The organism is Arthrobacter sp. BI5 (genome assembly GCF_056680065.1).
The window spans coordinates 1,331,856-1,358,321 of the sequence record NZ_CM155264.1; the positions used below are offsets into that span (position 1 = coordinate 1,331,856).

A 26,466-nucleotide genomic window follows, 5' to 3' on the forward strand; every position below is an offset into this window, starting at 1 on the left:
CGCTGTGACACGACTTTTCGCCATGCTGGGGGCCAGGAAGCCGGGTTTTCTGAAACCGCGCTCGCGCACGCGCCGCAAGGTCGTCACCGGCACCTCGTTGGTGGCGGTGGCTGCGGTGTTGGTGGCGGGGGCGGTTATCTATCCGGGGTTCAAGACTGCTGAGGTGGAGTTGAACGATGGTGGTGTGTGGGTGGTGTCGAAGGCGAAGAACGCGGTGGGGCGGTTGAATTATCCGTCGCGGGTGTTGGATGGTGCGGTGACGCCGGCGTCGACGTCGTTTGATGTGTTGCAGGATGCGGGGACGGTGTTTGTTGATGATGCCTCGGGTTCGACGTTGAACCAGGTGTCGGCGGCGCAGATGCGGTTGGGCGGGGATAAGAAGTTGCCGGGGTCGGCGGTGGTGAGTTTCGGGTCGCGGGTGATTGCGGTGACTGATGCGGCGCGGGGCCGGGTGTGGGCGTTGTCGCCGTCGACGGTGAATGGTTTTGATGAGGAGGGCTCGGAGCCGGTGCTGGCGGGGGCGGCGGGCACGGTGTCGGCGGTGGGCTCTGATGACCGGATTTACAGTGCTGATCCCGGGTCGGGGCGGGTGACGGTGACGGCGGTGGATGCCGAGGGCCGGGTGGCGGATTCGCAGGCGGAGACCTGGGAGGGGTTGAAGGGTGCGGGGGATCTGCAGCTGAGTGTGGTGGGGGACCGGCCGGTGGTGCTGGACGCGGGCGCAGGGAAGCTGTTCCTGCCGGGCGGGCGTGAGGTGGCCCTCGCGGAGGCGCGGGACGCGCGGTTGCAGCAGCCGGGTCCGGGGGCGGATGCGGTGGCGGTGGCGACGTCGAAGGCGCTGGTTGAGGTGCCGTTGGATGGTTCGGCGGCGAGGACTGTCACGTTTGGCGGGCAGGGTGTTCCTGCGGCGCCGGTGCAGTTGGGCGGGTGTGTGCATGCGGCGTGGTCGGGGGCGAATAAGTATGTGCGGGATTGCGCCGATGATGCCGCTGACCGGAACGTGGCGGTGCCGAAGGCCAGCGCGTCGCCTAGTTATGTGTTTCGGGTGAACCGGGATTTGGTGGTGCTTAATGATGTGAATTCGGGCAATGTGTGGCTGGTGAACCAGAACATGCAGCTGGTGAACAACTGGGACGACGTCATCCCGCCGAAAAACCAGTCCGATGACCAGGACCAGGAGTCCGCGGACAACAACACCATCAACATCCTCCCGGACCGCACCAAACCCAACCGGCCGCCGGAAACCAAACCCGACGCCGTCGGCGTCCGCCCGGGCCGCACCACCGTGCTCAGCGTGCTGGACAACGACTCCGACCCCGACGGCGACGTGCTGACCGCCTCGGTCGCCGGCGACGGCCCCAAGGCCGGCAGGCTGCAGAACATCTACGGCGGCACGGCCTTCCAGATCACCGTCCCGGCCGACGCAAAGCCCGGCACCGAAACCTTCGGCTACAACGCCGCGGACGGCCGCGGCCTCTCCGCCGGCGGCAGCATCACCCTCAACGTCGTCGGCCCGGAGGAGAACCGACCGCCCCTGTTCAAGCGCGGCGAGCCCACCACCATGCTGGTGGAGCAGGGCAAAACGGTCAGCCAGAACATCCTCACGGACTGGACCGACCCCGACGGCGACGACCTGGTCCTGCTGGACGCCAAGGCCGTCAACGACCAGGACCAGGTCAAGGTCCGCCGCGACGGCCTGCTCAGCTACCAGGACTCCGGCGCCGCCCCTGGCAAAAAGACCGTCACCGTCACTGTCTGGGACGGCCGCGCCACCACCACCGGCAAGGTGACCGTCAACGTCCAGCCCCCCGGAGCCCTGCAGCCGGTGGTCAACGCGGACCACGTGACCGCCGTCGTCGGCCAGGACCTGGTCATCGCCCCGCTGAAGAACGACGTCGACCCCAACGGCGGCGCGCTGCGCCTCGCCCAGGTGGAAGCCGCCGGGACCGCCGGGCTGGGGCCCGTGACCGACGGCGGAACCTTCACGTTCCGCAGCGACACCCCGGGACCGGTCTACCTGACCTACATCGCCAGCAACGGCCCGCAAAGCACCCAGGGCCTGATCCGGGTGGACGTCGAGTCCGGCAAAGACACCGGCGACCCCGTCGCCGTGCACGACGTCGCCCTGCTCCCGGCCGGCGGCAGCGTGCTGGTCGACCCGCTCGCGAACGACTCGGACCCCGCCGGGGGAGTGCTGGTGCTGCAGTCCGTGCAACTGCCGGAAAACGCCACCGCCTCCGTCAGCGTGATCGACCACGCCGTGCTGCGGGTCACCGACATCAGCGGCAGCAAGGACCCCTTTATCTTCCGCTACACCATGTCCAACGGCAGCAAGTCCGCCACCGGCAGCGTCTCCGTGGTCCCCGTCCCGGCGCCCGCCGTGGTCGAAGCCCCGCAGCCCAAACCCGACGAAGTGAACGTGCGCGCCGGGGACGTCGTCACCATCCCGGTGCTGACCAACGACACGCACCCGCAGGGCGCCAAACTGACCGTGGACCCGGTGCTGCCGCAGCCCGTCCCGCCCGCGGACGGCAAAAGCTTCGTCTCCGAGAACACGCTGCGCTTCATCGCCGGCGCCGCGCCCAAGACCGTCCGGGCCATCTACAACGCCGTGGACCCGCAGGGCCAAAAGAGCGCGGCCGCCGTCACCATCCACATCCTGCCGCTGGAAGGCGCCGAGAACTCGCGGCCGCAGCCCAAAAACCTCACCGCCCGGGTGGTGGCCGGCGGTTCGGTCCGGATCCCCGTGGAATTGGACGGAATCGACCCGGACGGCGACTCGGTCCAACTCACCGGCATCGACAGCACCCCCGCGATGGGCACCGCCACCGCCGGGAGTACCTTCATTGACTTCACCGCCGCCGGCGACGGCGCCGGCACGGACACCTTCCGCTACAAGGTCGTTGACCGGCAGGGCGCCGTGAACACCGGCACCGTCACCGTTGGCATCGCCCCGCGCGGGGAGGCCAACCAGAAACCGACGCCGGTGGACGACGCCGTCGCAGTGCGCCCCGGCCGGCAGATTGCCGTCGACGCCGCCGGCAATGACACCGACCCGGACGGTGACCCGATCCGGATCCTGACCAACGGGATCGAGGCCGCCCCCGAACTGCAGGCCACCGTGAGCAAGCAAAGCGGCCGGATCATCCTGCTGGCGCCCGCCCAGGAAGGCACCGTCAACGTCCGCTACAAAGTGGCCGATGACCGCGGCGCCACGGCGCAGGCCGCCGTCGCCGTCAAGGTCCAAAAGGACGTGCCGCTGCAGGCGCCGATCGCCCGGGACGACCGCGTGACCTCCGCGCAGACGCTCGGCAAGACCGCCGTCGACGTCCCGGTGCTCAAAAACGACGAGGACCCCGACGGCGTCGGCGAAAACCTCAAGATCGGCACCGAGGCGAAAACGGCGCGCCCCGGCCCGGACGGCAGCCTGATCGTGGAGCTGGCCGAGCAGCCGCAGCTGGTCCCGTACACCGTCGAGGACGTCGACGGGCAAAAGTCCACCGCGATCGTCTGGGTCCCCGGGCTGGCGCAGCAGGTCCCCACCCTGGCCAAGGACGACGTCGTGGAAGTCGTGGCGGGCCAGTCCGTCACCGTGGACCTGAAGGAATGGGTCAGGGTCCGCGAGGGCCGCTCGCCGCGGATCACCCAGACCGACCGGATCAAACTGATCGGCGCCGACGGCTCGGACCCCGTGGCCAACAACGGCACCGCGCTGAAGTACACGGCCGGCAAGGACTACGCCGGCCCCGGTTCGCTGAGCTTCGAGGTCACCGACGGCACCGGCCCGGACGACCCGGCCGGGCTTAAGTCCACGCTCAGCATCCGCACCCGGGTGATCCCGGACCCCAACCGGAACAACCCGCCCGAGCTGCTGGGCAGCGAGGTGGACGTGCCCACCGGCGACGCCGCCGGCATCGACCTCGCCCGGCTCACCACCGACCCGGACGACGGGGACGTGCAGAACATGAAATACGAGCTGGTGGGCGAGGTCCCCGGCGGCCTCACCGCCGGCATCGAGGGACAAACCCTCAAGCTCGCGGCCCGGGACGGCACGGCCGCCGGGACCGACGGCGCCGTACAGGTCAAGGCCCGGGACCCGCGCGGCCTTGAGGCCACGGCGACCTACCGTTTCACCGTCACCGCCTCCAACCGGCCCAAACCGGTGGCGAACGACGACCTGGAACCGAACGCCGCCGCGGGCAAACCCGTCACCGTGCCGGCGACGGCCAACGACGCCAACCCGTTCCCGGAAACGCCGCTGAAAATCGTCGCCGCGACCACGGAAACCGGCTCCGGCAACGTCGCCGTCGACGGCGGCAACGTGGTGGTCACCCCGGCCGGGGGTTTCTCCGGGACCATGGTGGTGGCCTACACCATCGCCGACAAGACCAGCGACCCCTCCCGGCAGGCCACCGCCCGGATCCGGCTGACCGTCAAGGACCGCCCGCAGGCACCCACCACGCCGCTGGCGGCCAGCGTGGGGGACGGCACCGCCCTGCTGAACTGGACGGCGCCGGCGGACCGGGGATCCCCCATCACCAAGTACACCGTCTACGGCGACGGCGGCTTCCGGCAGGACTGCCCGGCGAACAGCTGCACCCTGACCGGGCTGACCAACAACACCAAATACCACTTCCAGGTCACGGCCACCAACGCCATCGACGAATCCGAGCGGTCCCCGGCGTCGGCCGAGGTGCGCCCGGACGTCAAACCGGAAACCCCGGCCGCGCCGTCGCTGAAGTTCGGCGACCGGCAGCTCTCGGTCGCCTGGACCGCCCCCGCCTCCAAGGGCTCGCCGGTCAAGTCCTACGACCTGGAGATCTCGCCCGCGCCGCCCAGCCAGAACGCCCAGCTGCAGAACCTGACGTCGGTCAGCTACGTCTGGAAGGGCCTGCAGAACGGTGTGGCCTACAAGGTGCGCGTCCTGGCCCGCAATGACGCCAAGGAACCCTCCGAATGGAGCGCCTACTCGGCCGCCGAAATCCCCGCCGGCAAGCCCGCCACCCCGGCCGCGCCCTCGGCGGCGTCGGCCGGCGCGGTGGGCAGCCAGAGCCAGCTCCGGGTGAACTGGACGGCTCCGGAGAACAACGGCGACGCCGTCTCCTCCTACACCCTGACCACCCTGCGCGGCGGCTCCCCGGTGGCGAACCAGAAGGTCGCCGGAACCTCGCAGAATGTCACCGTGGACAACTCGGAGGCGGACTACACCTTCACGGTTTCGGCCACGAACAAGGCCGGCACCTCCGGCGTCAGCGCCCGTTCCGCCGCCATCCGGGCCGCCGGGAAACCCGGGCGGGTCTCCGGCGGAACGGTTAAGGAAACCGGCACCAGCGGCCAGCTGAAGGTCACGTTCTCCCCGCTCACCGCGGCCCAGCGCAACGGCTCGCAGGCCAGCGAAATCCAGTACAGCTACCGGGCCGCCACGTCCGGCGGCGTGGTCAAGGCCGGGGGCATCGCCGCCGGCGGCGGCACGATCGGGGGCCTGCCCAACGGCCAGGACGTGACCATCAACATCATCGCCACCTCCACCAAGAACAACATCTCCGGCGACGCCGCCGCCATCGGCACGGCGAATCCGTACGGCCCACCCAATGCGCCCCGGCTCTCGGCCCAGAGTTCCACCACGCAGCAGGTGCACTGGACCTGGAACAACCCGGCCAACAACGGCCGACCGATCCAGCGCTTCGAGGTCAGCTACGAGGGCGGCGGGTGGACCAGCGTGGGCCTGGCCAACCGCTACGACCGGGACACCAACGCCTGGAGCGCCACGAAGAACCTCAAGGTCCGGGCCTGCACGGTGGTCTGCGGACCGGCGGATTCCGCGAACGCCACCAGCGGAAAGAACCCCGCCCCGCCGCCGCCCACCTCGTGGTCGATCCGGGCCACCCCGGTGCGCACCTGCACCGAGCCCAACAGCAGCACGGACAGCTACCGGAACAGCAACCCGGACCAGTGCATCAGCCCGGGCAAGTGGTTCGACACGGGGATCACCGCGCAGACGGACTACTACGTCCGCTGGGGTTCGTCCGGCCGGCTCTGGTACCACCTGACCTCCGGGCCCGCCGCCGGCAACTTTGCCCGGGGCGACACCACCAGCCTGGGCTCCACCCCGCCGCCCGGAATGCCCCGGCGGTGACCATGATCCCGTCGCCTAGACTAAACGCCGGACAACGCGGGGACTCCCTGCCGGCGGACCCCCCCCGATGCTTAACCCGAATGGAAGAGGAACCAGCGCATGACGATGACCACTGAGCAGGCCGAATGGTTTGCCGGCACCTTTGAGAAACTCGTTGCCAACGTGGGGCAGGCCGTGCTCGGCAAGTCCCACGTCATCCGGCTGACGTTCACGGCGATGCTGGCCGAGGGGCATGTCCTCTTCGAGGACGCCCCCGGCACCGGCAAGACCTCGCTGGCCCGGGCCCTCGCGGCCACCGTCCAGGGCTCCAACAACCGCATCCAGTTCACCCCGGACCTGCTGCCCTCGGACGTCACCGGTGTGACCATCTACGACCAGAAGACGCAGAAGTTCGAGTTCCACAAGGGCCCGATCTTCAACAACATCGTCCTCGCCGACGAAATCAACCGCGCCTCGCCCAAGACCCAGTCGGCGCTGCTGGAGGTCATGGAGGAATCCCGCGTCACCGTCGACGGCGCCACCTACGAGGCCGGCCGCCCCTTTATGGTGATGGCCACCCAGAACCCGATCGAACAGGCCGGCACCTACCGCCTGCCCGAGGCCCAGCTGGACCGCTTCCTGATCAAGACGTCCATCGGCTACCCGGACCATGCCTCCACCGTGCAGCTGCTCGGCGGCGCCAACCTCAAGGACCGCTCCAAGGACATCACGGCCGTGATCACCACCCAGGCCGTCGCGGACATGGCCGACCTCGCCGCCACCACCCACGTGGACACCGCGGTGCTCGAATACATCTCCCGGCTCTGCGAGGAGACCCGCAGCGCCCCGGAGACCCGCCTCGGCGTGTCCGTCCGCGGCGCGCTCGCGATGGTCCGCGCCGCCAAGGTCTGGGCGGCCAGCCAGGGCCGGAACTTCGTGCTGCCCGACGACGTGAAGGACCTCGCCGCCGTCGTCTGGACCCACCGCCTGGTGATGGACCCGGAAGCGGAGTTCTCCGGCGCCACCGCCGACGCTGTCCTGGCCCGGGTGCTCGCCGACGTCGCCGCCCCGCAGCAGCGGGCCGCCGTCTAGGCTCCGACCCCGTCCCCCCGGGCAGACCCAGCGCCCGGACCATGCACGAACAAAGGCCACCCTATGTCCACCGGCACACCGTTGACCCGGCTTGCTGAACGCCTGAAGCAGCCCCTTTCCCGGGGCGGCAGGCCCGCCCGGCTGCATCCGTCCGCCGTCTGGGCCGAAGCCAGCAGCACCGCCGCCCTGGCGCTGGCTCCGGCCGGACGCGCCGTCCGGGAGCGCTTCCGCCGGCACCTCTGGCCCGTGCTCTCGGTGGTGAGCGTGCTCGGCTGGTCCGTGCTGGCGGCCTCGGTGCTGCTCTGGACTGCCGGCCAGGCCTACGGCTGGCAGGAGGCCAAGGCCGCCGCGATCGCCGGTTTTGTGCTCCTGGTGCTGGCGGTCGGCTTCATTCTGGGCCGCTCCTCCTACGGTGTGCTGCTGGATCTCGCCCGGACACGGGTGGCCGTGGGGGACAGCGCCGTCGGCAGCATCGCGGTGTCCAACACCTCGGCGCGGCCGCTGCTGCCCGCCGCGCTGGAACTCCCGGTGGGCGCCGCCACCGCCGTGTTCCACCTGCCCCGGATGAAACCCGGACAGGTCCACGAGGACCTCTTCACCATCCCCACCGCCCGCCGGGCCGTGATCGTGGTGGGCCCGGTCCGCTCCGTGCGCGCCGACCCGCTGCACCTGCTCCGCCGCCAGGTGCTCTGGACCGAACCCCAGGACCTCTTTGTGCACCCGAAGACCGTGGCCCTGGCCGGTTCCGCCGCCGGCTTCATCCGCGACCTGGAGGGCATGCCCACCACGGACCTCTCCAGCGCCGACGTCTCTTTCCACGCGCTGCGGGACTACGTGCCCGGAGACGACCGGCGGCACATCCACTGGAAAACCACGGCCCGGACCAACAAGCTCATGGTGCGCCAGTTCGAGGAAACCCGCCGGGCGCACCTGGCCATCTCGCTCTCCACCAACACGGACGAGTACGCCTCCGAGGAGGAGTTCGAGCTGGCCGTCTCCGCCGCCGCCTCGATCGGGCTGCAGGCCATCCGGGAGCAGCGCAACCTCGACGTCCTCACCCAGAAAGGGCCGCTGCGCTGCGAGACCGGCCGGAACCTGCTCGATGACCTGACCCGGGTGGTCGGCGCGCCGGAACGCAAAAACGCCGTCGACCTGGCCCGGACCCTCGCCGACACCGTCCCGAACGCCTCCGTGGTGTTCTTCGTCGTGGGCAGCAACGTGACACCCACCCAGCTGCGCTCCGCCTCCGCCTCGGTGCCGCCGGGGGTGCGCAGCCTCGCGGTCCGGATCCAGGCCGGCGCCGCCCCGGCCCGGGCGAACATCGCGGACCTGACCGTGCTCACCCTGGGCGATCTCTCCGAACTGGCCATCGTGCTGAGGAAGGCGGCCGCATGAGCACCGCCACGGGGTTCCGTCCCCGCAACAACGCACCGGCCCGTTCCCGGTCCGGCTTCGCCGGCAGCCAGCCGGCCTGGCACTACGCGCTCGACGCCGGCGCCCTCACCGTGCTGCTGGGGCTCGGCGTGCTCGGCTTCAGCCTCAGCTTCGGCGGCGACCCCTACTACCTGGCTGCCGGCTTCGGCGGGATCCTGCTGGGCCTGGGCGTCGCCGCCGCCAAGGTGCACTTCCGGCTCGGGGTGCTGATCACCACGGCGCTGGCGGTGGGCACCTACCTTGTCTTCGGCACCGCCCTGGCCGTCCCGGAGGCCTCGATCGCCGGGGTCCTGCCCACCCTCGACTCACTCCGGACCCTGCTGGCGGGCGTGGTCTTCGCCTGGAAGGACATGCTCACCGTGGGCGTGCCGGTCGGTACCGCGGGCGGCACCCTGATTGTGCCGTTCCTGAGTTCGCTGCTCACCGCCCTCGCGGCCGGACTGCTGACCTGGCGGCTCAGGAGCCCGTACTGGCCGTTGCTGCCGGTGCTGGTGCTGTTCATCACCGGCATCGCGTTCAGCACCAACGCCGGGTTCCTCACCGTGGAACGCGGCATCTCGCTGACCGTAGGCGCGATCGCCTGGGCCACGTTCCGCCGCGATGCCCTGCGCAGCGGCGACACCCGCAAGGTCTCGGTGAACCGGCCGGACACGGACCAGGCTGCGGCCGGCGCCGCGCGGCTCCGCCGGCTGGGCACCGCCGCCGCCGTGATCGCCGTCGCCGTCGGGATCACCGCCGTCGCATCCCCGCTGGTCACCGCGGACGATGACCGGAAGGTGCTGCGCAACACGATCGTGCCCCCGTTCGACCCGAAGGACTACGTGACCCCGCTGGCGAGCTTCCGCAACTTCGTCAAGGACAAAAAGGACGACAACCTCTTCCTCGTCAAGGGCCTGCCCAAGGACAGCCGGGTCCGCCTCGCCGCCCTGGACTCCTTCAACGGCACCAACTACACCATGGACCCGAACGGTTCGGGCAGCTTCAGCAAGGTAGGCGACGCGAAGTCCCTCAACACCCTCGCCGACACCACCGGGATTGTGCCGACCAACAATTACACGCTGGACATCACGATCGAGGACTACCAGGGGTACTTCCTCCCGGGCGGCCGCAAGACCACCGGCATCAGCTTCGCCCGGGACGGCTCCGGCGCGGCGTCCGGGCTGTACTTCAACTCCGGCACGGACACCGCCGTGACCACCCGCGGGCTGGGCAAGGGCGACTCCTACAGTGTGCAGGTGGCCGACCCGGCCATGCTCGAGCACGGGCAGCTGACCCAGTACGACTTCGCCAAGGTGTCGCTGCCGGACCCGGCCGAGGTCCCGCCGGTGGTCGGCTCGCAGGCCAACGACCTCGCCGCGGACGCGCCCACCGCGATCGACCGGGTGCGCCAGATCGAGGCGCACTTCCAGAAGCAGGGCGCCTTCAGCAACGGCCTGATCGCCGACGGGCAGCTGCCCAGCGTCTCCGGCCACAGCGCCAACCGCATCCGCAGCCTGCTCACGGCCAAGCAGATGCTCGGCGACGACGAGCAGTACGCCGTGGCGATGTCCCTGATGCTGCGCCACCTGGGCATCCCGTCCCGGGTGGTGATGGGGTTCTACCCCGATCCCAAGAGCCCCGAGAACGGCGCCGGCGAGGTGCAGATCACCGGCAAGGACGTGCACGCCTGGGTCGAGGTGGCCTTCGACCGGGTGGGTTGGGTGTCCTTCGACCCCACCCCGCCCAAGGACAACGTGCCGATCCCGCCGGACCCGGAGAACAAGTCCAAGCCCAAGCCGCAGGTCCTCCAGCCGCCGCCCCCGCCGCAGGAGCCGGCCGAGCTGCCGCCGGACTCCTCGCCGGACGCGCTGGACGCCGACGAAAAGAAGAACAACCCCTGGCTGTTCTGGGGGCCCCTGCTCGCCGCGATCGGCACGGCGCTGATCCCGGTGGCGGTCCTCGCGCTGCCGCTGCTGCTGATTGCCCTGCTGAAGTCCCGACGCCGGAAAGCCCGCTTCACCGACGGGCACCCGGCGCAGCGCGTCGGCGGCGGCTGGAACGAAGTCCTGAGCCTGGCGACCGACCTGGGTGCCGGGGTGGACCACCGCGCCACCCGGCGGGAGTCCGCCGCCGTGCTCGGCGAGGCCTTCCCGGCAAGCCAGGGCAGCACCACGCTGCTGGCGCACCGGGCGGACGCCGCGATTTTCGGCGCGGGCCAGCCGAGCGAGGACCAGGTGCGTGAATACTGGGAGATCGTGGACGGCTCGCTGAAGGAGATGACCGGGACGGTGGGTTTCTGGCGCCGCCAGCAGGCCCGTTTCTCGCCGCGCTCGCTGCTGGCCGACGGCCGGGCCGCGCTGAAGCTGCGCGGGCTCCGCCCGGTGTTGCCGGGCCGGGGCCGCAACGCTCCAGCTAGTACAGTGGAGCCCGGTCCGAACCAGGAACCGCAGGGAACAGCCAGGAAGAACCGCAACGAGCCATGACCGACGACGTCGAGCGCTGCCCGCGCTGCCAGCAGCCGATCCGCCCGGGCGCCGCGTTCTGCACCTCCTGCGGGGCGCCGCTGGGCAACCGTTCGGCGCGCAGCGCCCGGCGGCCGGACGCAACACCCGGTACTATCCCGGTAGCGCCTTCGGGGCAGGGCGGACCGTCCGTACCGGGGCCGGCGGGCCCCGGACAGGGTGTCCGCGGACAAGGGGGAGGTACGGTTTTGCCGAACAAGCTTGAGCTGGTTCCCGCCGACGCCGGAAAACGGCTCGGGGCCGCGGTGCTGGACTGGACCGGCCCGGCGGCGCTCCTCGTGGTGCTCTTCGCCGTCGGCTTCGCCGGGGTCACCCAGACACGCAGCGGCGGCTCCATCATCTACAACACCTCCTCGCTGGTCCTCTACGGCGGCATCGGGCTCGGCGCCACCCTGGTGTACATCCTGGTCCAGGCCGTGCTGGAGGGCCGGTCCGGCGCCACCCTCGGCAACCGCATCGTGGGGATCCGCAGCGCCGACGCCGACGGGTACGCGCCCGGCGGGGGAGCCGTCTTCCTCCGCGGCCTGATCACCGGAGCCGGCGTGCTGCTCGCCGCCCTCGCCGCCGTGCTGGTGGTGGTTTTCCAGTGGTTCGGAGCCGCACTGGTCCTCCTGGGGCCGCTCGCCCTGCTGGGTGCCGGCTGGGCCGTCCTGGTGGTGATCTCCAACCGCTGGGACAACAACAGCAGGCTGCGCGGCTGGCACGATACCGCCGCCAAGACCCTGGTCTTCGATATCAAGGCCGGCCGGAACCCGATCACCACCGGCGGCATCCAGGGACCCTACAGCTTTGCCCCGCTGGACCTTCCCCCGGTGCAGCAGGTCGCCTCGCCGGTGGCGGGTGCCGCCCGGCTCCAGCCGCAGCCCGCGCCCGCGCCCGCCGGGGCTCCGGCTCCCGAGGCCCCGGCGCCTTTCCAGCCCGCACCGTTCCAGCCGGCTCCCATGCCCGCCGCCGCCGACTCCAGGTCCGCGCCGATTGAGGCCGCCCGGAGCCAGGCCGTGAACAGCCGGGCGTTCAGCCCGCACCCGGACGACGACCACGACCGCACCCAGGTCCGCGGCGACGGTTCCGCCCCGGTCACGGTCGCCATCCTGCGGATCAGGATCGACGACGGCCGGGAAGTCGAACTGGACGGCTCCCTGCTGATCGGGCGCAACCCCGCCGGCCACCCCGGCGAGGAATCCGTCCAACTGCTGCCCGTGGCCGACCCGGGACGCTCCATCTCCAAGACCCACCTCCATGTGCTGGCCGGAAACGGCGGCATCTGGGTGACGGACCGCAACTCCACCAACGGAAGCGCCGTCACGACGCCGGACGGTATCCGCACCGCACTGGCACCCGGGGAACCCACCCACGTACGCCCCGGATCCACCGTGCACTTCGGTGACCGCTCCTTCTACCTAGGACAGGCATGACATCCCAGCCGGCTTCCGTTCCTCCCGCCAAAGCCTCCGCAGCTTCCTCCGGTACTGCTCCCGGCAGTGTTCCCGGCAGTGCTCCCAGCAGTGCTCCCAGCCTCCGGCTGAGCTGCGGCTCCGGCACCGACCGCGGCCTGCGCCGCGAGATGAACGAGGACTCCTTCATCGCGGCCGACCCGGTGTTCGCGGTCGCCGACGGCATGGGCGGCCATGAGGCCGGCGAGATCGCGAGTGGCATCTGCGTGCGCACCCTGTCCGAGATCCCCCAGCTCGCCACGGGGGAGCGGGACGCCACCGCCGCCGTCGTCCAGCAGTACCTGCTGCAGGCCGATGCCAGCATCCGCGAGGAGACCGGCTCGCGTGCCGGCACCACGCTCTCCGGCGTCGTTGTGGTGGAACAGATGGGGATCCCGTACTGGCTGGTGCTGAACATCGGCGACTCCCGCACCTACCGGCTCAGCCAGGGCAAGCTCAGCCAGGTCAGCGTGGACCACTCCGAGGTGCAGGAGCTGGTGGACGCCGGCGAGATCACCGCGGCCGAGGCTGCGGTGCACCCGCGCCGGCACGTCGTCACCCGGGCGCTCGGCACCGGCGATGAGACGGAAGCCGACTACTGGCTGTTGCCCGTTGAGGAAGGCGACCGGATCCTGGTCTGCTCCGACGGGCTCAACGGCGAGCTCGACGACGAGCAGATTGCCGACATCCTGGTTTCCGAGCCGGACCCGCAAGCTGCAGTGGACCAGCTGATCCAGGCGGCCCTGCGCAGCGGCGGCCGCGACAACGTGACCTGCATCGTGGTGGACGCGAGCAACGTCGCCAGCGAGGACGGCACCCAGACCGCTCCGCGCACACCGGCGGAAGCCGAAGACGAAAACACCCTGCCGCGCACCGAGGTCCTGGATGTGGCCCCCGACGGTGCCGTCGGCGGGAACGAAGGCGGATCCGCGGCCGGGTCCGGCGAGGGGCGCCATGGCGCCCGCTAGCCGCACCGCCGCCGTCAGCTACACGCCGGGAACCTGGCTGGGCGTGGTCCGCTCCGAAACCGTGGTGTTGCTGCGCCCCGACACGGACCGCGCCTTGGTCGACTCGCTCTGGACGCTGCTGGCCGGCAGCCCGGAGCTCCCTGAGGTTCTGGACGCCGTGACCTCGGCCTCGGGCGGTCCGCTCGCCCGGCTGCCCTGGTTCGGGATCGTGGGGCTGCGCGGTTCCCTGCAGGTCTTCCTGCGCGGCGGGATCGACCTGAACGTCCGGCTGGACGGCGGGGAATCCGTCGAGCTCAGCGGCCGGGACGTCACCACATGGACCGAGCGGCGCTTCGCAGCCCCGGACGGCTTCAGCGTTGCCGTCCCCGAGGCCGCTTATGCTGCCGGCACTGCGGCGGCCGCCCAGGCCGGGCCGCTGCCGCTGGGCGACGGCGTGGTCCTGCTGCAGGGGCTACACGGCGCGCTGACCGGCGACGGGAGTTCCGCGGACGTGCCGGTGGCGGCCGCGCCTGATTCCGCTGCGCCTGTTGCCGCTGCGCCTGATTCCGCTGCGCCGGCTGCTGCCGTCCCTGCGGCGGCTGCGACTGTTGCCGCCGGGGACGAGCAATTGCTGGCCGCCGCCGAGGCGGACATCGCCGCCGAGCAGGAGGAGCACGACAGCTCCGCGGAAACGGTGCTGGAATTCCCGGAAGCGGACCTCGACGCCGGCCCCGACCTCGCGGGCACCATGCAGGATGTCCCGGCGCCGGACACCGCCGAGCAAGAGCCTACCGGCAGCTACGACCACCTCTGGGAACAGACGGTGATGCGGAGTATTGAAGACGCCGCCGTGCGCGAGGACCCCGAGGCGGAACCGGAGCCCGGTCCGGGTCCCGCCGCGCCGGAGCCGGCCGACGCGGGGGACCCCACGGCCGCCCCGGCGCCCGGCGCGGCGGAAAAGCCCGCCGAAGACGAGCCGGCAGCGGCTCCGGCGGCCGGGCCCGCGCACGTCCCGGCGGTCCCCACCGGCCTGATCGACTCGGTGCCCTGGCGAACCGGCGGTGAGCGGCCGGCGAATCCGGTCCCGCCGGCGCCGCGCGCCGCCCCCGGGCCCGACGCTCCGCCGTCGCTCTTTACCCCGCCGCCGGTCCCGCCGGTGACCACCGCCCCGGCCGCGCCCCGGCCGCCGGCCGATGACGCGGACCACGACGGCCAGACCATCATGAAAAACGACCTCGACGGCCCCGGCACCGCCGGGCAGCGCGCCGCGCCGCCGTCGGACGCCCAAAACCCCGGCACCGGTCCCATGGTGCTGGCCCGGGTGTGCCCGCAGGGCCACGCGAACCCGCCCACCAACGCCCAGTGCGCCTACTGCGGCCAGGCGCTCCCCGGCGACGGCGTCCAGGTCCGGCGCCCGCGGCTGGGCCGGATGCGGCTGTCCACCGGCGAGCTGATCGACCTTGACCAGTCGCTTATCGTGGGCCGGCAACCGTCGGTCTCCCGCGTCCAGGGCGCCGTGATGCCCAAACTGGTCCAGGTGGCGAGCCCCGGCGGGGACATCTCCCGCTCGCACGTGGAGGTCCGGCTCGAGGGCTGGCACGTGATGCTCTGCGACCTCAAGGCCACCAATGGCACGGTGCTGCTGCGCGAGGGCCAGGCCCCGCGCCGGCTTGCCCAGGGCGAGATGGCGATCCTGTTCGACGGCGACATCGCCGAACTGGGCGACGGCATCCAGCTGCGCTTCGAGGAGCTGCTGTGAACGCCAAACGCCCCGTGGCCCCGCCGCCCAGCATCCCGGGGTTCACCTACATCAGCCTGCTCGGCTCCGGCGGATTCTCCGACGTCTACCTCTACGAGCAGGACCGGCCGCGCCGCAAGGTAGCGGTGAAGGTGCTCCTCTCGGACCTCAAAACCGAGGGGGCCCGCCGCCGCTTCGAATCCGAGGCGAACCTGATGGCGCAGCTGTCCTCGCATCCCTACATCGTGACGATCTTCGAAGCGGAAATCACCGATTCCGGCCACTCCTACCTGGCCATGGAGTACTGCTCGCGGCCGAGCCTGGACGTCCGGTACCGGCGCCAGCGCTTCAGCGTGGACGAGGTCCTGGCCGTCGGCATCCAGGTGGCCTCCGCCGTCGAAACCGCGCACCGCGCCGGGATCGCGCACCGCGACATCAAACCGGGAAACATCCTCGTCACGGACTACAACCGGCCGGCGCTGACCGACTTTGGCATCTCCGGCACCCTGGCGGGGGACCAGGACGAGGACGCGGGCATGTCCATCCCGTGGTCCCCGCCGGAACAGTTCAGCGACCGGCAGGTCGACGGCGTCCTGGTGGACGTCTGGGCGCTCGGTGCCACGCTCTACACGCTGCTGGCCGGCCGGTCCCCGTTCGTGCTGCCGGGCGCGGATAATTCCCAGCGCGAGCTGATCTCCCGCATCACCAGCCTGCCGGTCCCCAAGCTGGGCCGCGCCGACGTCCCGGAGTCCCTGGAACTGGCCCTGGCTACGGCGATGGCCAAATCGCCCGACTCCCGATACTCCTCCGCCCACGCCTTTGCCCTGGCGCTGCAGCGCATCCAGGCCGAGCTGAACCTCTCCGTGACACCGTTCGAGGTCCTCGAGGAGCCGCGGGCCGACGAGCCGCACCCGGATGACAGCTTTGAGGAAACCCGGGTCCGCAGCGTCGCCGCGATCGACCCGGACGCCACCGGACACGCCCCGACGTTCCCGACCCGGCTGCCGGGCGCCGCCGCGCCGGACGACTCGACGACGTTCAACAACGGCGTCAACAGGGGGATCGGCAGGGACGCCGGGAGGGACACCGTCCAGCGGCCTGCGGCCCTGCCGGGCTTCGCCGCGCCGTCCTTCCCTGCCCGGCCGCCTGCCGCGCCGCGACCGGCCGGGGACGACGACGTCGCGGCCACCGTCAACCGCTCCAGCGTCGCACCGCGGGACGGGGCCGGAGACGGAACCGCCGCCGAACCGGCCGACGCCGCCCCTGCCGGCCACGGCCGCCGGAACCTGGTGCTCTCGATCGTGGGCGGCGCCGTCCTGGCGGTCGCCGTCGTCGTCGGCATCATTGCCGGCACCACCAGGCCCGAGCCGGCCCCCAGGGCATCCGAGCAGGTCAGCAGGCCGCCCGCGGACGCCATCGATGAGGGCACCGTCCCGGATGTCACCAACATCGTGGGCAGACCGGGGGCTGACGGAAAGTTGAGATTCACCTGGACGAATCCGCAGCCCAAACCCGGCGACAGCTACAAGTGGCGTGTCTACGATGACGGCACGTTCCAAGCCACCGAGAAGCCGGAGGCAAGCGTCGTTTTCGGGACGGGGCAGTTTTTCTGCGTCCAGGTGATGATTGTCCGCCGGGACGGATCGTCTTCGCCGCTGGATATTGATAATTCCGTTGGTTGCTACACCCCTAAATGACACTATGAATGGCCCTGAGGAGACACGCACAATGGGGGATCTGGCGATAGATTTCTGCGGCGAATGGCACGAGCCATCCGACGAGGACATCTTCAGCATCGGCCGCGAGGGCGACCTCGAAGTGGACGACAACCCGTACCTGCACCGGCAGTTCCTGCAGATTGCCCGTTATGACGGCATCTGGTGGCTCAGCAACGTCGGCAGCATGCTCTGCGCAACCGTGGCCGACGCCTCCGGCGGCATGCAGGCCTGGCTCGCGCCGGGTGCCCGGATCCCGCTGGTCTTCAGCCAGACCAACATTATTTTCACCGCCGGCCCCACCACCTACGAGTTTGCCGTCCACCTCCGGACGCCCGCGTTCCGGCAGGAGGCCCGCAGCGAGGACAGCGGCGGCGACACCACAATCGGCCCGGTGGTCTTCACCGACTCGCAGAAGGCCCTGATCGTGGCCCTCGCCGAACCGATGCTGCGGCGCGAAGGAACCGGCTTCAGCGCCATCCCTTCCTCCGCGGAAGCGGCCAAGACCCTGGGCTGGGCACTGACCCGGTTCAACAGAAAGCTGGACAACGTGTGCGACAAACTCGACCGGGTGGGCGTCGCCGGCCTGCGCGGCGGCAGCGGCAAGCTCGCCACGAACCGCCGCGCACGGCTGGTGGAACACGCCGTGACCTCCCACCTCGTCACCGCGGCCGACCTGGTGCTGCTGGAGACGCAGGGCGGAGGGGACGACGCATGAGGATCCGGCTGACCCTGCGCCGCGACCCCGCCGAGGCCAAGGACCTCGCCGTCACCGTAGACGGCCTCGCCACGGTGGCGGACATCGCCACCGAACTCTGGGCGGCTGACCCCGCGCGGCGCGGCACCGCCCCGCCGTCGAACCTCTCGCTCAGCATCGAGGAGGCCTTCGCCGCCGGCGGACTGAACGGCAGCGTCCTGAACCGGGAGGACAACCTGCTCGAATCCGGGCTGCGGCCCGGCTCAATCGTCTCGCTGACCCAGGTCAGCGAGCAGTTCGACCTCCCCGGGGCAAACCGGGGACCCGCGGCGGCGACCCTGCGCGTCCTCTCCGGCCCCGACGTCGGTCGCGAATTCCCGCTGCCCTCCGGTACCAGCTACCTCGGCCGGGACCGCGACGTCGACATCCGGCTGACCGACCCGCTGACCTCCAAACGGCACGCCCGCATCACGGTAGGCGAAACCGTGGAGATTGTGGACACGAACTCCGCCAACGGCCTGCTGATGGACGGACTGCCGGTCAGCCGCGCCACGCTGAACTCCTCGGACACCGTCACGCTCGGCGACACCACCGTGTCCGTGGTGTCCCTGGGCGGCAGCCAGGGCGCCGCGCCGAGTTCACCGCTGATCAATTTCAACCGCTCGCCGCGCGTGGTGCCCCGCTTCGAACCGCACAAACGGACTTTGCCGGCCGGTCCCAAACGCCAGGAGCACCACCCGTTCCCGTACATCATGCTGGTGGCCCCGCTGATGATGGGCGCCGTCCTTTTCGCCGTTACGCAGAACATGATGTCGGTGATCTTCATGATGATGATGCCGCTGTTCATCGTGGGCCATTACGTGGACCAGAAAATGCAGTCCAAGCGGGAACGCAAGGAACAGCTCAAGGCGTTCCGCGCCGCCATGGCCGCGTTCCGCGCCGACATCACCGCGCTGCAGAAGGTGGAACGCTCCGTCCGGCTGCAGGAGGCACCGTCGGTCAGCGACACCGTGGACTCCATTTACAAACTCGGCCCGCTCCTCTGGACCCACAGGCCCGAGCACACCGGCTTCCTGGGGCTGCGGTTCGGACTCGGCACGGCACCGTCCCGGATCCAGTTCGAGGAGCCGCAAAGCAACGAGACCGAGCCCGAGTACATGGCCGAAATCCAGCAGTGCATGGCCCAATTCGGCAGCATCGAGGGCGTACCGATCGTCTCCCAGCTGCGCAGCGCCGGCTCGTTCGGCCTCGCCGGTGCCCGCGGCCTCGTCGACGACGTAGCCCGCGGCATGGTGCTCCAGCTGGTGGGGCTGCATTCGCCGGCCGAAGTGGTGCTCACTGCCATCACCTCGGCCCAGTCCAAGGACCGCTGGGAATGGCTGCAGTGGCTGCCGCACGCCGGTTCCGGCCACAGCCCGCTCAGCGGCGACCACCTCGCCGCCGGCCCGGCCGGGGGTTCGGCCCTGCTGTCCAGGCTCGAAGACCTGATCGACCAGCGCGAGGCCGCGGCCCAGTCGCCGCGCCCGGAACTGCGCCCCGGGCTCAAACTGGAGGGCGACGACGTGCCAGGCCCGCAGCTGCCCACCGTGCTGCTGGTGGTGGAGGACGACGCCCCGGTGGACCGCGGGCGGCTCACCCGGGTACTGGAACGCGGACCGGACTCCGGCGTCCACGTCATGTGGGTGGCCACCTCCGTCCAGCAGCTCCCGGCCGCCTGCCGCGACTTCATGGCGGTCGACGGCGAACACGGCACCACCACCGGCCAGGTCCGGCTGGGCCGGCACACCTTCCCGGTCAGCTGCGAAAGCCTCGACGCCGGGCTCGCCGCCCAGCTGGCGCGCATGCTCGCCCCCGTGGTCGACGTCGGCAAGCCGCTCGAGGACGATTCGGACCTGCCCCGCGCGGTGTCCTACGCGGCGCTGATCGGCAAGGACTTCCTGGACAACCCGCAGGCCGTCGCGGACCGCTGGAGCGAGAACAACTCCGTGCATGCCACCGCCAAACCCAACCGCAAGGACAACGGCACGCTCCGGGCCCTGGTGGGGTCCAAGGGCATCGAACCGCTCTACCTCGACCTGAAGAACGAGGGCCCGCACGCCCTGGTCGGCGGCACCACGGGTGCCGGCAAGTCCGAGTTCCTGCAGTCCTGGGTGATGGGCATGGCCGCGGCGTACAGCCCGGACCGGGTCAGCTTCCTGTTCGTGGACTACAAGGGCGGTGCCGCGTTCGCGGACTGCCTGCACCTGCCGCACACGGTGGGCCTGGTCACGGACCTTTCGCAGCACCTGGTCCGCCGCGCCCTGACCTCGCTCCGGGCCGAACTGCACCACCGCGAGCGGCTGCTGAACCGCAAGAAGGCCAAGGACCTGCTGGAACTCCAGCGCCAGGCGGACCCGGAAGCGCCGCCCTACCTGATCATCATTGTGGACGAGTTCGCGGCCCTGGCCACCGAGGTGCCGGAGTTCGTCGACGGGGTGGTGGACGTCGCCGCCCGCGGCCGTTCGCTGGGCCTGCACCTGATCCTCGCCACCCAGCGCCCGGCCGGCGTCATCAAGGACAGCCTGCGCGCCAACACCAACCTGCGCGTGGCGCTGCGCATGGCAGACGAGGACGACGCGGTGGACATCCTCGGCGTTCCCACCGCCGCGTACTTCGACCCCTCCATCCCGGGACGCGGCGCGGCCAAAACCGGACCGGGCCGGATCCAGGGCTTCCAGACCGGTTACGCCGGCGGCTGGACCACGGAGAAGCCGCAGCGGCCGCGGATCGACGTCGTCGAGATGGCGTTCGGCTCCGGTGCAGCCTGGGCCGCGCCCGCCGCCGAGGCGCCGGTGCGGGAGGAACCCGCCGGGCCCAACGACATCGCCAGGATGACGGCCAACATCATCAAGGCCGCGGACGTGCTCGCCATCGAGCCGCCGCGCAAGCCGTGGCTGGACGAGCTTGCCACCACCTACGACTTCTCCCGGCTGCCGAACCCGCGCACCGACGAGCGGCTGCTCCTCGGCGTCGCGGACGACCCCGCGCACCAGGACCAGCCGACGGTCTTCTACGAACCCGACCGTGACGGCAATATGGCCATCTACGGCACCGGCGGTTCCGGTAAGTCGGCCGCGCTGCGCGGCATCGCGATCGCCGCCGCCGTCACCCCGCGCGGCGGCCCGGTCAACGTCTACGGCATCGACTGCGGCTCCTCGGGCCTGAAGATGCTCGACGAGCTGCCGCACGTCGGCGAGATCATCAACGGCGACGACGTCGAACGGGTCGGCCGGCTGCTGCGCTGGCTGCGGGACCTCGCGGACGACCGTTCGGCCCGCTACGCCGAGGTCCGTGCCGCCACGATCGTGGAGTACCGGAAGCTGGCCAACATGCCGGAGGAGAAGCGCATCTTCGTCCTTGTGGACGGCATGTCCGCGTTCCGCGAGGGCTATGAGTACAGCAAGCTGTCGGCGCTCTGGGACATCTTCCTGCAGCTGGCCACCGACGGCCGCCCGCTCGGCATCCACCTCGTGGTCAGCGGCGACCGGCCCAACGCGGTGCCGGCCTCGCTGCTCGCCTCGATCCAGCGCCGGCTGGTGCTGCGGCTCTCCTCCGAGGACGACTACCTGTCCCTCGACGTGCCCAAGGACGTCCTCGGGGCCGGCACGCCGCCGGGCCGCGGCCTGCTGGGCAACCTCGAGGTGCAGCTGGCGGTGCTGGGCGGCAACTCCAACCTGGCCGTGCAGGCCCGCGAGGTGCACAAGCTCCGCGAGGCCATGCTGCGCCAGGGCGTGGAGCGGGCGCCGCAGATCGAACGGCTGCCCGACTCGGTGGACCTGGACCTGCTCCCCGCGGGCAGCCCGGACCTGCCGGTGATCGGCGTCGACGACGAGACGCTGCAGCCGGCCGAGATCCTGGCGAAGGGCCCGCTGCTGCTGGCCGGCCCGCCGGGCTCCGGCCGCACCGTGGCGCTGGTGACCCTGGCCTACGCGCTGCGCCGTTCCAACCCGGGCGTGGAGCTGATCTACCTCGGTTCGCGGCGTTCCGCCGCGGCGTCGCTCAAGCTCTGGGACCGCTCCGTGGTGGGCGCGGACGACGTCGAGGAAGCCATCGACGAGCTGGTGGATTACTCCACCGGCACGCCGGGCAAGCTGGCGATCTTTATCGAGGGCCTGACCGACTTCACCGACACCCTGGCCGAGTCCGGCATCGGCCGGCTGGTCACGGCGTCCGTCAAGGCCGAGCAGTGGGTGGTGGGCGAATCCGAGACCTCCACCTGGTCCTCGGCCTGGTCGCTGGCGCAGCCGTTCAAGTCCGGCCGCCGCGGGCTGCTGCTCAACCCGGGCGACATCGAGGGCGACAGCCTGCTCAGCACCTCGCTGGGCCGGGTCGGCGGCGAGTTCATCCCGGGCCGCGGCTACATTGTGGGCCGCGGCAAGGTCCGCAAACTCCAGGTCGCCCTGCCGCCGGAGAACCGCACCTAGCCGCCTCGCTCCCGCGGGGTCCGCGGGGGATGGGGAGTGCTGCCCATCGACAGGTTTTTGCGGGGCAGGGTAGGTTCGAGGCATTGGATCTTCCGGAACAGCCGGGGGCCGCTGGGGATGCCGAGAGTGTTCGGGTCCGATGAACTAAGGAGTTTTTTCAATGGCTATGTGGGGTGCGGATGTTACTCAGCTCAAGGCGCTGGGGTCGAAGCTGCTGGCGGGGGCGCAGGAGATCGACAACCAGAGGTCGCTCCTGACGAAGGCGCTGGGGTCGACCGATTGGATGGGACCGGACGCGACGAAGTTCCGGAACGAGTGGAACGGCGAGCACTCGGCCAACCTCACCCGGGCGGCCCAGGCCCTGCAGCAGGCCAGCCAGCAGGCCAGCCGCAATGCCGCCGACCAGGAAAGCGCTTCCTCCAACTAAGGCCGAACTTGGTCACGGAGGGCCCGGACGCACCCGCGTCCGGGCCCTCCCGTTTAAGTCCCGGGCAACCGGGCAGGACCGGTGCTGCGAACGGGGCGGGTTGCTGACCGGACAACGTCGGGGATCTAGGGCAGGATAGGTCTGTGAGCACAGGGAAGACTTCAACAGACACCGACACCCGCAGCCCCGCCGGGGAACTGGTCCCCTCCGAGGCGGTCCGCGAAGAGTACGAGGAACTGGTCGAAGCGGTCCGCAAGCACCGCTTCGCGTACTACCAGGAGGACGCCCCGATCATCTCCGACGCCGAGTTCGACGAGCTCTTCCGGCGGCTGGAAACCATCGAGGCGATGCACCCGGAACTGGTCGCCAACGATTCCCCCACCCAGGAGGTGGGCGGCGAGGTCTCCGCCGCCTTCGCCGCCGTCGAACACCTGACCCGGATGTACAGCCTCGAGGACGTGTTCTCGCTCGAGGAGCTGGAGGCCTGGATCGCCAAGGCCGAGGCCGGCGTCGCGAAGCTCGGCAACGGCGGCAATCCGCCGTCGTGGCTCACCGAGCTGAAAATCGACGGCCTCGCCGTGAACCTGCTCTACCGCGACGGCGTGCTCATCCGGGCGGCCACCCGCGGCGACGGCTTCACGGGGGAGGACATCACGCACAACGTGCTGACCATTAAGGAAATCCCGCAGCAGCTCAAGGGTGAGAACTTCCCGGCTGAAATGGAGATCCGCGGCGAGGTCTTCATCCCGTCCAAGGCGTTCGCTGAATTCAACGACGCGCTGATCGCGGCCGGCAAGGCACCGCTGGCCAACCCGCGCAACGCCGCCGCCGGCTCGCTGCGGCAGAAGGACCCGGCGGAAACCGCCAAGCGCCCGCTCAAGATGTACGTGCACGGCATCGGCGCCCGCGAAGGTCTGGAGACCGCCAGCCAGTCGGATACCTACCGGCAGCTCGCCGACTGGGGGCTGCCCACCAGCCCGTACTTCGAGGTGCTGCCCGGCCTGGCGGAGGTGCTGGACTTCATCCGGCGCTACGGCGACAAGCGGCACAGCCTCAGCCATGAGATCGACGGCATCGTGGTCAAGGTGGATGATCTCGCCACCCAGCGCGCCCTCGGCTACACCTCCCGGGTGCCGCGCTGGGCGGTCGCCTACAAATACCCGCCGGAAGAGGTCAACACCAAGCTGCTGGACATCGCCGTGAACGTCGGCCGCACCGGCCGCGTCACCCCCTACGGCGTGATGGAGCCGGTCAAGGTGGCCGGTTCCACGGTGGAAATGGCCACCCTGCACAACCAGGAAGTCGTCAAGGCCAAGGGCGTCAAAATCGGCGACATCGTGGTGCTGCGCAAGGCCGGGGACGTCATCCCGGAAATTGTCGGACCCGTGCTGGCGCTCCGCGATCAGCAGGACCCGCCAGTGCGCGACTTCGTGATGCCCACTGAATGCCCCGCCTGCGGCACGCCGCTCGCGCCGGCCAAGGAAGGCGACGTGGACATCCGCTGCCCCAACGCCCGTTCCTGCCCGGCGCAGCTGCGCGAACGCGTCTTCCACCTGGCCGGCCGCGGCGCCTTCGACATCGAGGCGCTCGGCTGGGAAGCGGCGATCGCCCTGACCCAGCCGGCCGAGCCCGACGTCGCGCCCCTCACCACCGAGGCGAACCTGTTCCGGCTCAAGCCCGAGGATCTCGCCGGGGTCCGGATCCGCCGTGAAAAGCGCAGCAAGGGCGTGGCCACCGGTGAGTTTGAGCTGGTGCCGTACTTCTACACCAAGGGCACGGCCAAGACCCCGTCCAAGCCGACCGCCAGCACCGAAAAGCTCTTCAGCGAACTGGAAAAGGCCAAGACCCAGCCGCTCTGGCGCGTCCTCGTGGCGCTGTCCATCCGGCACGTGGGGCCGCGGGCGTCGCGCGCCCTGGCCACCGCCTTCGGCACCATGGACGCCATCCGCCAGGCCTCCGAGGAGGAACTGGCCGGCGTCGACGGCGTGGGCCCGGTGATCGCCGTGGCGCTCAAGGAATGGTTCGCCGAGGACTGGCACCGGGAGATCGTGGACAGCTGGGCAGCCGACGGCGTCCGGATGGAGGACGAGCGCGACGAGTCCACGCCGCGGACCCTGGAGGGCCTGACCGTGGTGGTCACCGGCAGCCTGGAAGGGTTCAGCCGGGACGAGGCCAAGGAAGCGATCCTGGTCCGCGGCGGCAAGGCCGCCGGTTCGGTCTCCAAGAACACCAGCTACGTGGTGGCCGGCGAGAACGCCGGCACCAAGCTGGACAAGGCGGAACAGCTGGGCCTGCCGGTCCTGGATGAGGACGGCTTCCGCGCGCTGCTCGCCCAAGGACCGGCCGGCCTGGGCGGCGGAGCGGACGACGGCGGCGAGGAAGCGCCGGGCGGCCCTGCCGAGGCGGCCGAGGACGACGGCGAAGACCACCAGGAGGCGGCCGAGTGAGACCCGGCCCGGCAGAATTCCCCGCGCCCACCGCGTTCCTGGACCTGGCCCGGCAGGCTGCCGCCGCCGGCGCCGCGGTGCTGGCCGGCCGGAGCGCGGCTGAGCTGGGCGTGAGCAACAAGGGCGACTCGGGGGACTGGGTGACCTCCTTCGACCTCGCGTCGGAGGCGGCCGTCCGCGAGGTCATCACCCGCGCCCGGCCGCAGGACATCATCACCGGCGAGGAGGGCGGCACCGTGCTGCCCGGCAGCCCGAGCGGCTTCCGCTGGTCGATCGATCCGCTCGACGGCACCACGAACTTCATCCGCAACATCGTCTACTACGGCACCTCGGTGGCGGTGGCCGGCCCCGACGGCGCCTGGCTGGCCGGCGTCGTCCACGCCCCGGCGCTGGGACGGGTCTACTACGCTGCCCGCGGCTACGGCGCGTGGCTTGAAGAACACGGGCGGCGGGTGCCGCTGAACGGGCCGGTGCCGGGCCGGACCGGCCAGATCCTGGCCACGGGCTTCAGCTACGACAGGGGCGTCCGGGCTGAGCAGGCCGCCGCGCTGGGCGGCCTGATGGACGGCTTCGCCGATGTCCGCCGGCTGGGATCCGCCGCGCTGGATCTTTGCCTCGTGGCGGACGGCACCCACGACGCCTACGGCGAACGCGGGCTCAACGAACACGACTTCGCCGCCGGCGCGCTGATCGCGGAGGAGGCCGGCTGCTGGGTGCGCCGTCCGCGGCTGACCAGCGTGCTCGACGGCGGGCCCTCCGACGAGGAACGGCTCGCAGCCTGGACCTGCGCCGGCCCCCTGGAGCTCTCCGGCAAGTTCCCGCTCTGACGACGGGGACCGGAACTGATAGCTCAGTCACGGAAAGTACTGTTTGGCGGCGCGACAACCGGACGCGCCCGTACCATGGACAGGTGAATCCGCAGATCCTTATCCGCCCCGCCGTCCCGGCCGACTACGACGCCGTCGCCCGCATCACCCGGGACGCCTACCTGGCCGCGGGCCACTTCGAGGACGCGGACCACCCCTACATGCAGCAGATCCAGAAGGTCGCGCAGCGGCACGAGGACGCGACCATCTGGGTGGCGGAGCGCGCCGGCCGGGTCGTGGGTTCGGTGACGCTCGCCGTCGCGGGGGAGCCCTATGCGGACATCGCCCAGGCGGACGAGCTGGAATTCCGGATGCTCGTGGTGGACCCGGCGGTGCAGCGCAGCGGCGCCGGCAAAGCCATGGTGCAGGCCATCATCGAGCACGCCCGGTCCCTTCCGGGCATCACCGGCGTGGCGCTGACCACCGGCCTGACCTGGGAGAGCGCGCACGGCCTCTACCGGAAGACGGGCTTCCAGCGGGCCCCGGAACGCGACTGGTTCGTCCCGGAGACGGACATCAAGCTGCTGGTCTACCGCCTGGACCTCTAGCCCCTTCCGGCTCCCAGCCCTTCCCGGCTCCAGTCCGGCGGTG

At 70.7% G+C, this 26,466-nt stretch carries 14 protein-coding genes; all 14 read left to right on the plus strand.

What is annotated here, in order from left to right:
- Positions 1-4: 4 nt before the first annotated feature.
- The 14 genes from AC1MED_RS06055 (at position 5) to AC1MED_RS06120 (ending at position 26,423) form a co-directional block, all read left to right on the plus strand.
- Positions 5-6,136: an Ig-like domain-containing protein gene (locus tag AC1MED_RS06055; protein WP_479785997.1), complete on the plus strand. Its 6,132-nt coding sequence runs from the start codon at positions 5-7 to the stop codon at positions 6,134-6,136.
- A gap of 99 nt (positions 6,137-6,235) precedes the next feature.
- On the plus strand, positions 6,236-7,207 hold the full coding sequence (locus tag AC1MED_RS06060) for an AAA family ATPase (RefSeq protein WP_346960119.1): 972 nt from the start codon (positions 6,236-6,238) through the stop codon (positions 7,205-7,207).
- A 63-nt stretch (positions 7,208-7,270) separates the two neighbouring features.
- Positions 7,271-8,602 (plus strand): DUF58 domain-containing protein, encoded by a 1,332-nt coding sequence (locus AC1MED_RS06065; RefSeq protein ID WP_479785998.1) that lies wholly within the window; start codon positions 7,271-7,273, stop codon positions 8,600-8,602.
- Positions 8,599-11,103: a transglutaminase-like domain-containing protein gene (locus AC1MED_RS06070; protein ID WP_479786000.1), complete on the plus strand. Its 2,505-nt coding sequence runs from the start codon at positions 8,599-8,601 to the stop codon at positions 11,101-11,103. The genes AC1MED_RS06065 and AC1MED_RS06070 overlap by 4 nt, the downstream gene beginning before the upstream one ends.
- The gene (locus tag AC1MED_RS06075) at positions 11,100-12,557 is read left to right on the plus strand and encodes an RDD family protein (RefSeq protein ID WP_479786001.1); all 1,458 of its coding nucleotides are present in this window, start codon (positions 11,100-11,102) and stop codon (positions 12,555-12,557) included. Before AC1MED_RS06070 ends, AC1MED_RS06075 begins: the two co-directional genes overlap by 4 nt.
- A complete protein-coding gene (locus AC1MED_RS06080; protein WP_479786002.1) occupies positions 12,554-13,543 on the plus strand; it encodes a PP2C family protein-serine/threonine phosphatase in 990 nt (329 codons plus the stop codon). Before AC1MED_RS06075 ends, AC1MED_RS06080 begins: the two co-directional genes overlap by 4 nt.
- Positions 13,530-15,281, plus strand: coding sequence for an FHA domain-containing protein (locus tag AC1MED_RS06085; protein ID WP_479786004.1), 1,752 nt, complete (start codon positions 13,530-13,532; stop codon positions 15,279-15,281). Before AC1MED_RS06080 ends, AC1MED_RS06085 begins: the two co-directional genes overlap by 14 nt.
- Positions 15,278-16,957, plus strand: coding sequence for a serine/threonine-protein kinase (locus AC1MED_RS06090; RefSeq protein WP_479786006.1), 1,680 nt, complete (start codon positions 15,278-15,280; stop codon positions 16,955-16,957). The genes AC1MED_RS06085 and AC1MED_RS06090 overlap by 4 nt, the downstream gene beginning before the upstream one ends.
- A 31-nt stretch (positions 16,958-16,988) precedes the next feature.
- Positions 16,989-17,693: a hypothetical protein gene (locus AC1MED_RS06095; RefSeq protein ID WP_479786008.1), complete on the plus strand. Its 705-nt coding sequence runs from the start codon at positions 16,989-16,991 to the stop codon at positions 17,691-17,693.
- Positions 17,690-22,135, plus strand: a complete 4,446-nt coding sequence (locus tag AC1MED_RS06100) for an FtsK/SpoIIIE domain-containing protein (RefSeq protein WP_479786009.1) — start codon at positions 17,690-17,692, stop codon at positions 22,133-22,135. The genes AC1MED_RS06095 and AC1MED_RS06100 overlap by 4 nt, the downstream gene beginning before the upstream one ends.
- Before the next feature lie 160 nt (positions 22,136-22,295).
- Positions 22,296-22,562, plus strand: a complete 267-nt coding sequence (locus AC1MED_RS06105) for a hypothetical protein (protein ID WP_479786010.1) — start codon at positions 22,296-22,298, stop codon at positions 22,560-22,562.
- 143 nt (positions 22,563-22,705) lie between these two features.
- Positions 22,706-25,009, plus strand: a complete 2,304-nt coding sequence (ligA, locus tag AC1MED_RS06110; RefSeq protein ID WP_479786012.1) for an NAD-dependent DNA ligase LigA — start codon at positions 22,706-22,708, stop codon at positions 25,007-25,009.
- Positions 25,006-25,836, plus strand: a complete 831-nt coding sequence (locus AC1MED_RS06115; protein WP_479786013.1) for an inositol monophosphatase family protein — start codon at positions 25,006-25,008, stop codon at positions 25,834-25,836. The genes ligA and AC1MED_RS06115 overlap by 4 nt, the downstream gene beginning before the upstream one ends.
- A gap of 83 nt (positions 25,837-25,919) precedes the next feature.
- Positions 25,920-26,423, plus strand: a complete 504-nt coding sequence (locus AC1MED_RS06120) for a GNAT family N-acetyltransferase (RefSeq protein WP_346960130.1) — start codon at positions 25,920-25,922, stop codon at positions 26,421-26,423.
- Positions 26,424-26,466 lie beyond the last annotated feature (43 nt).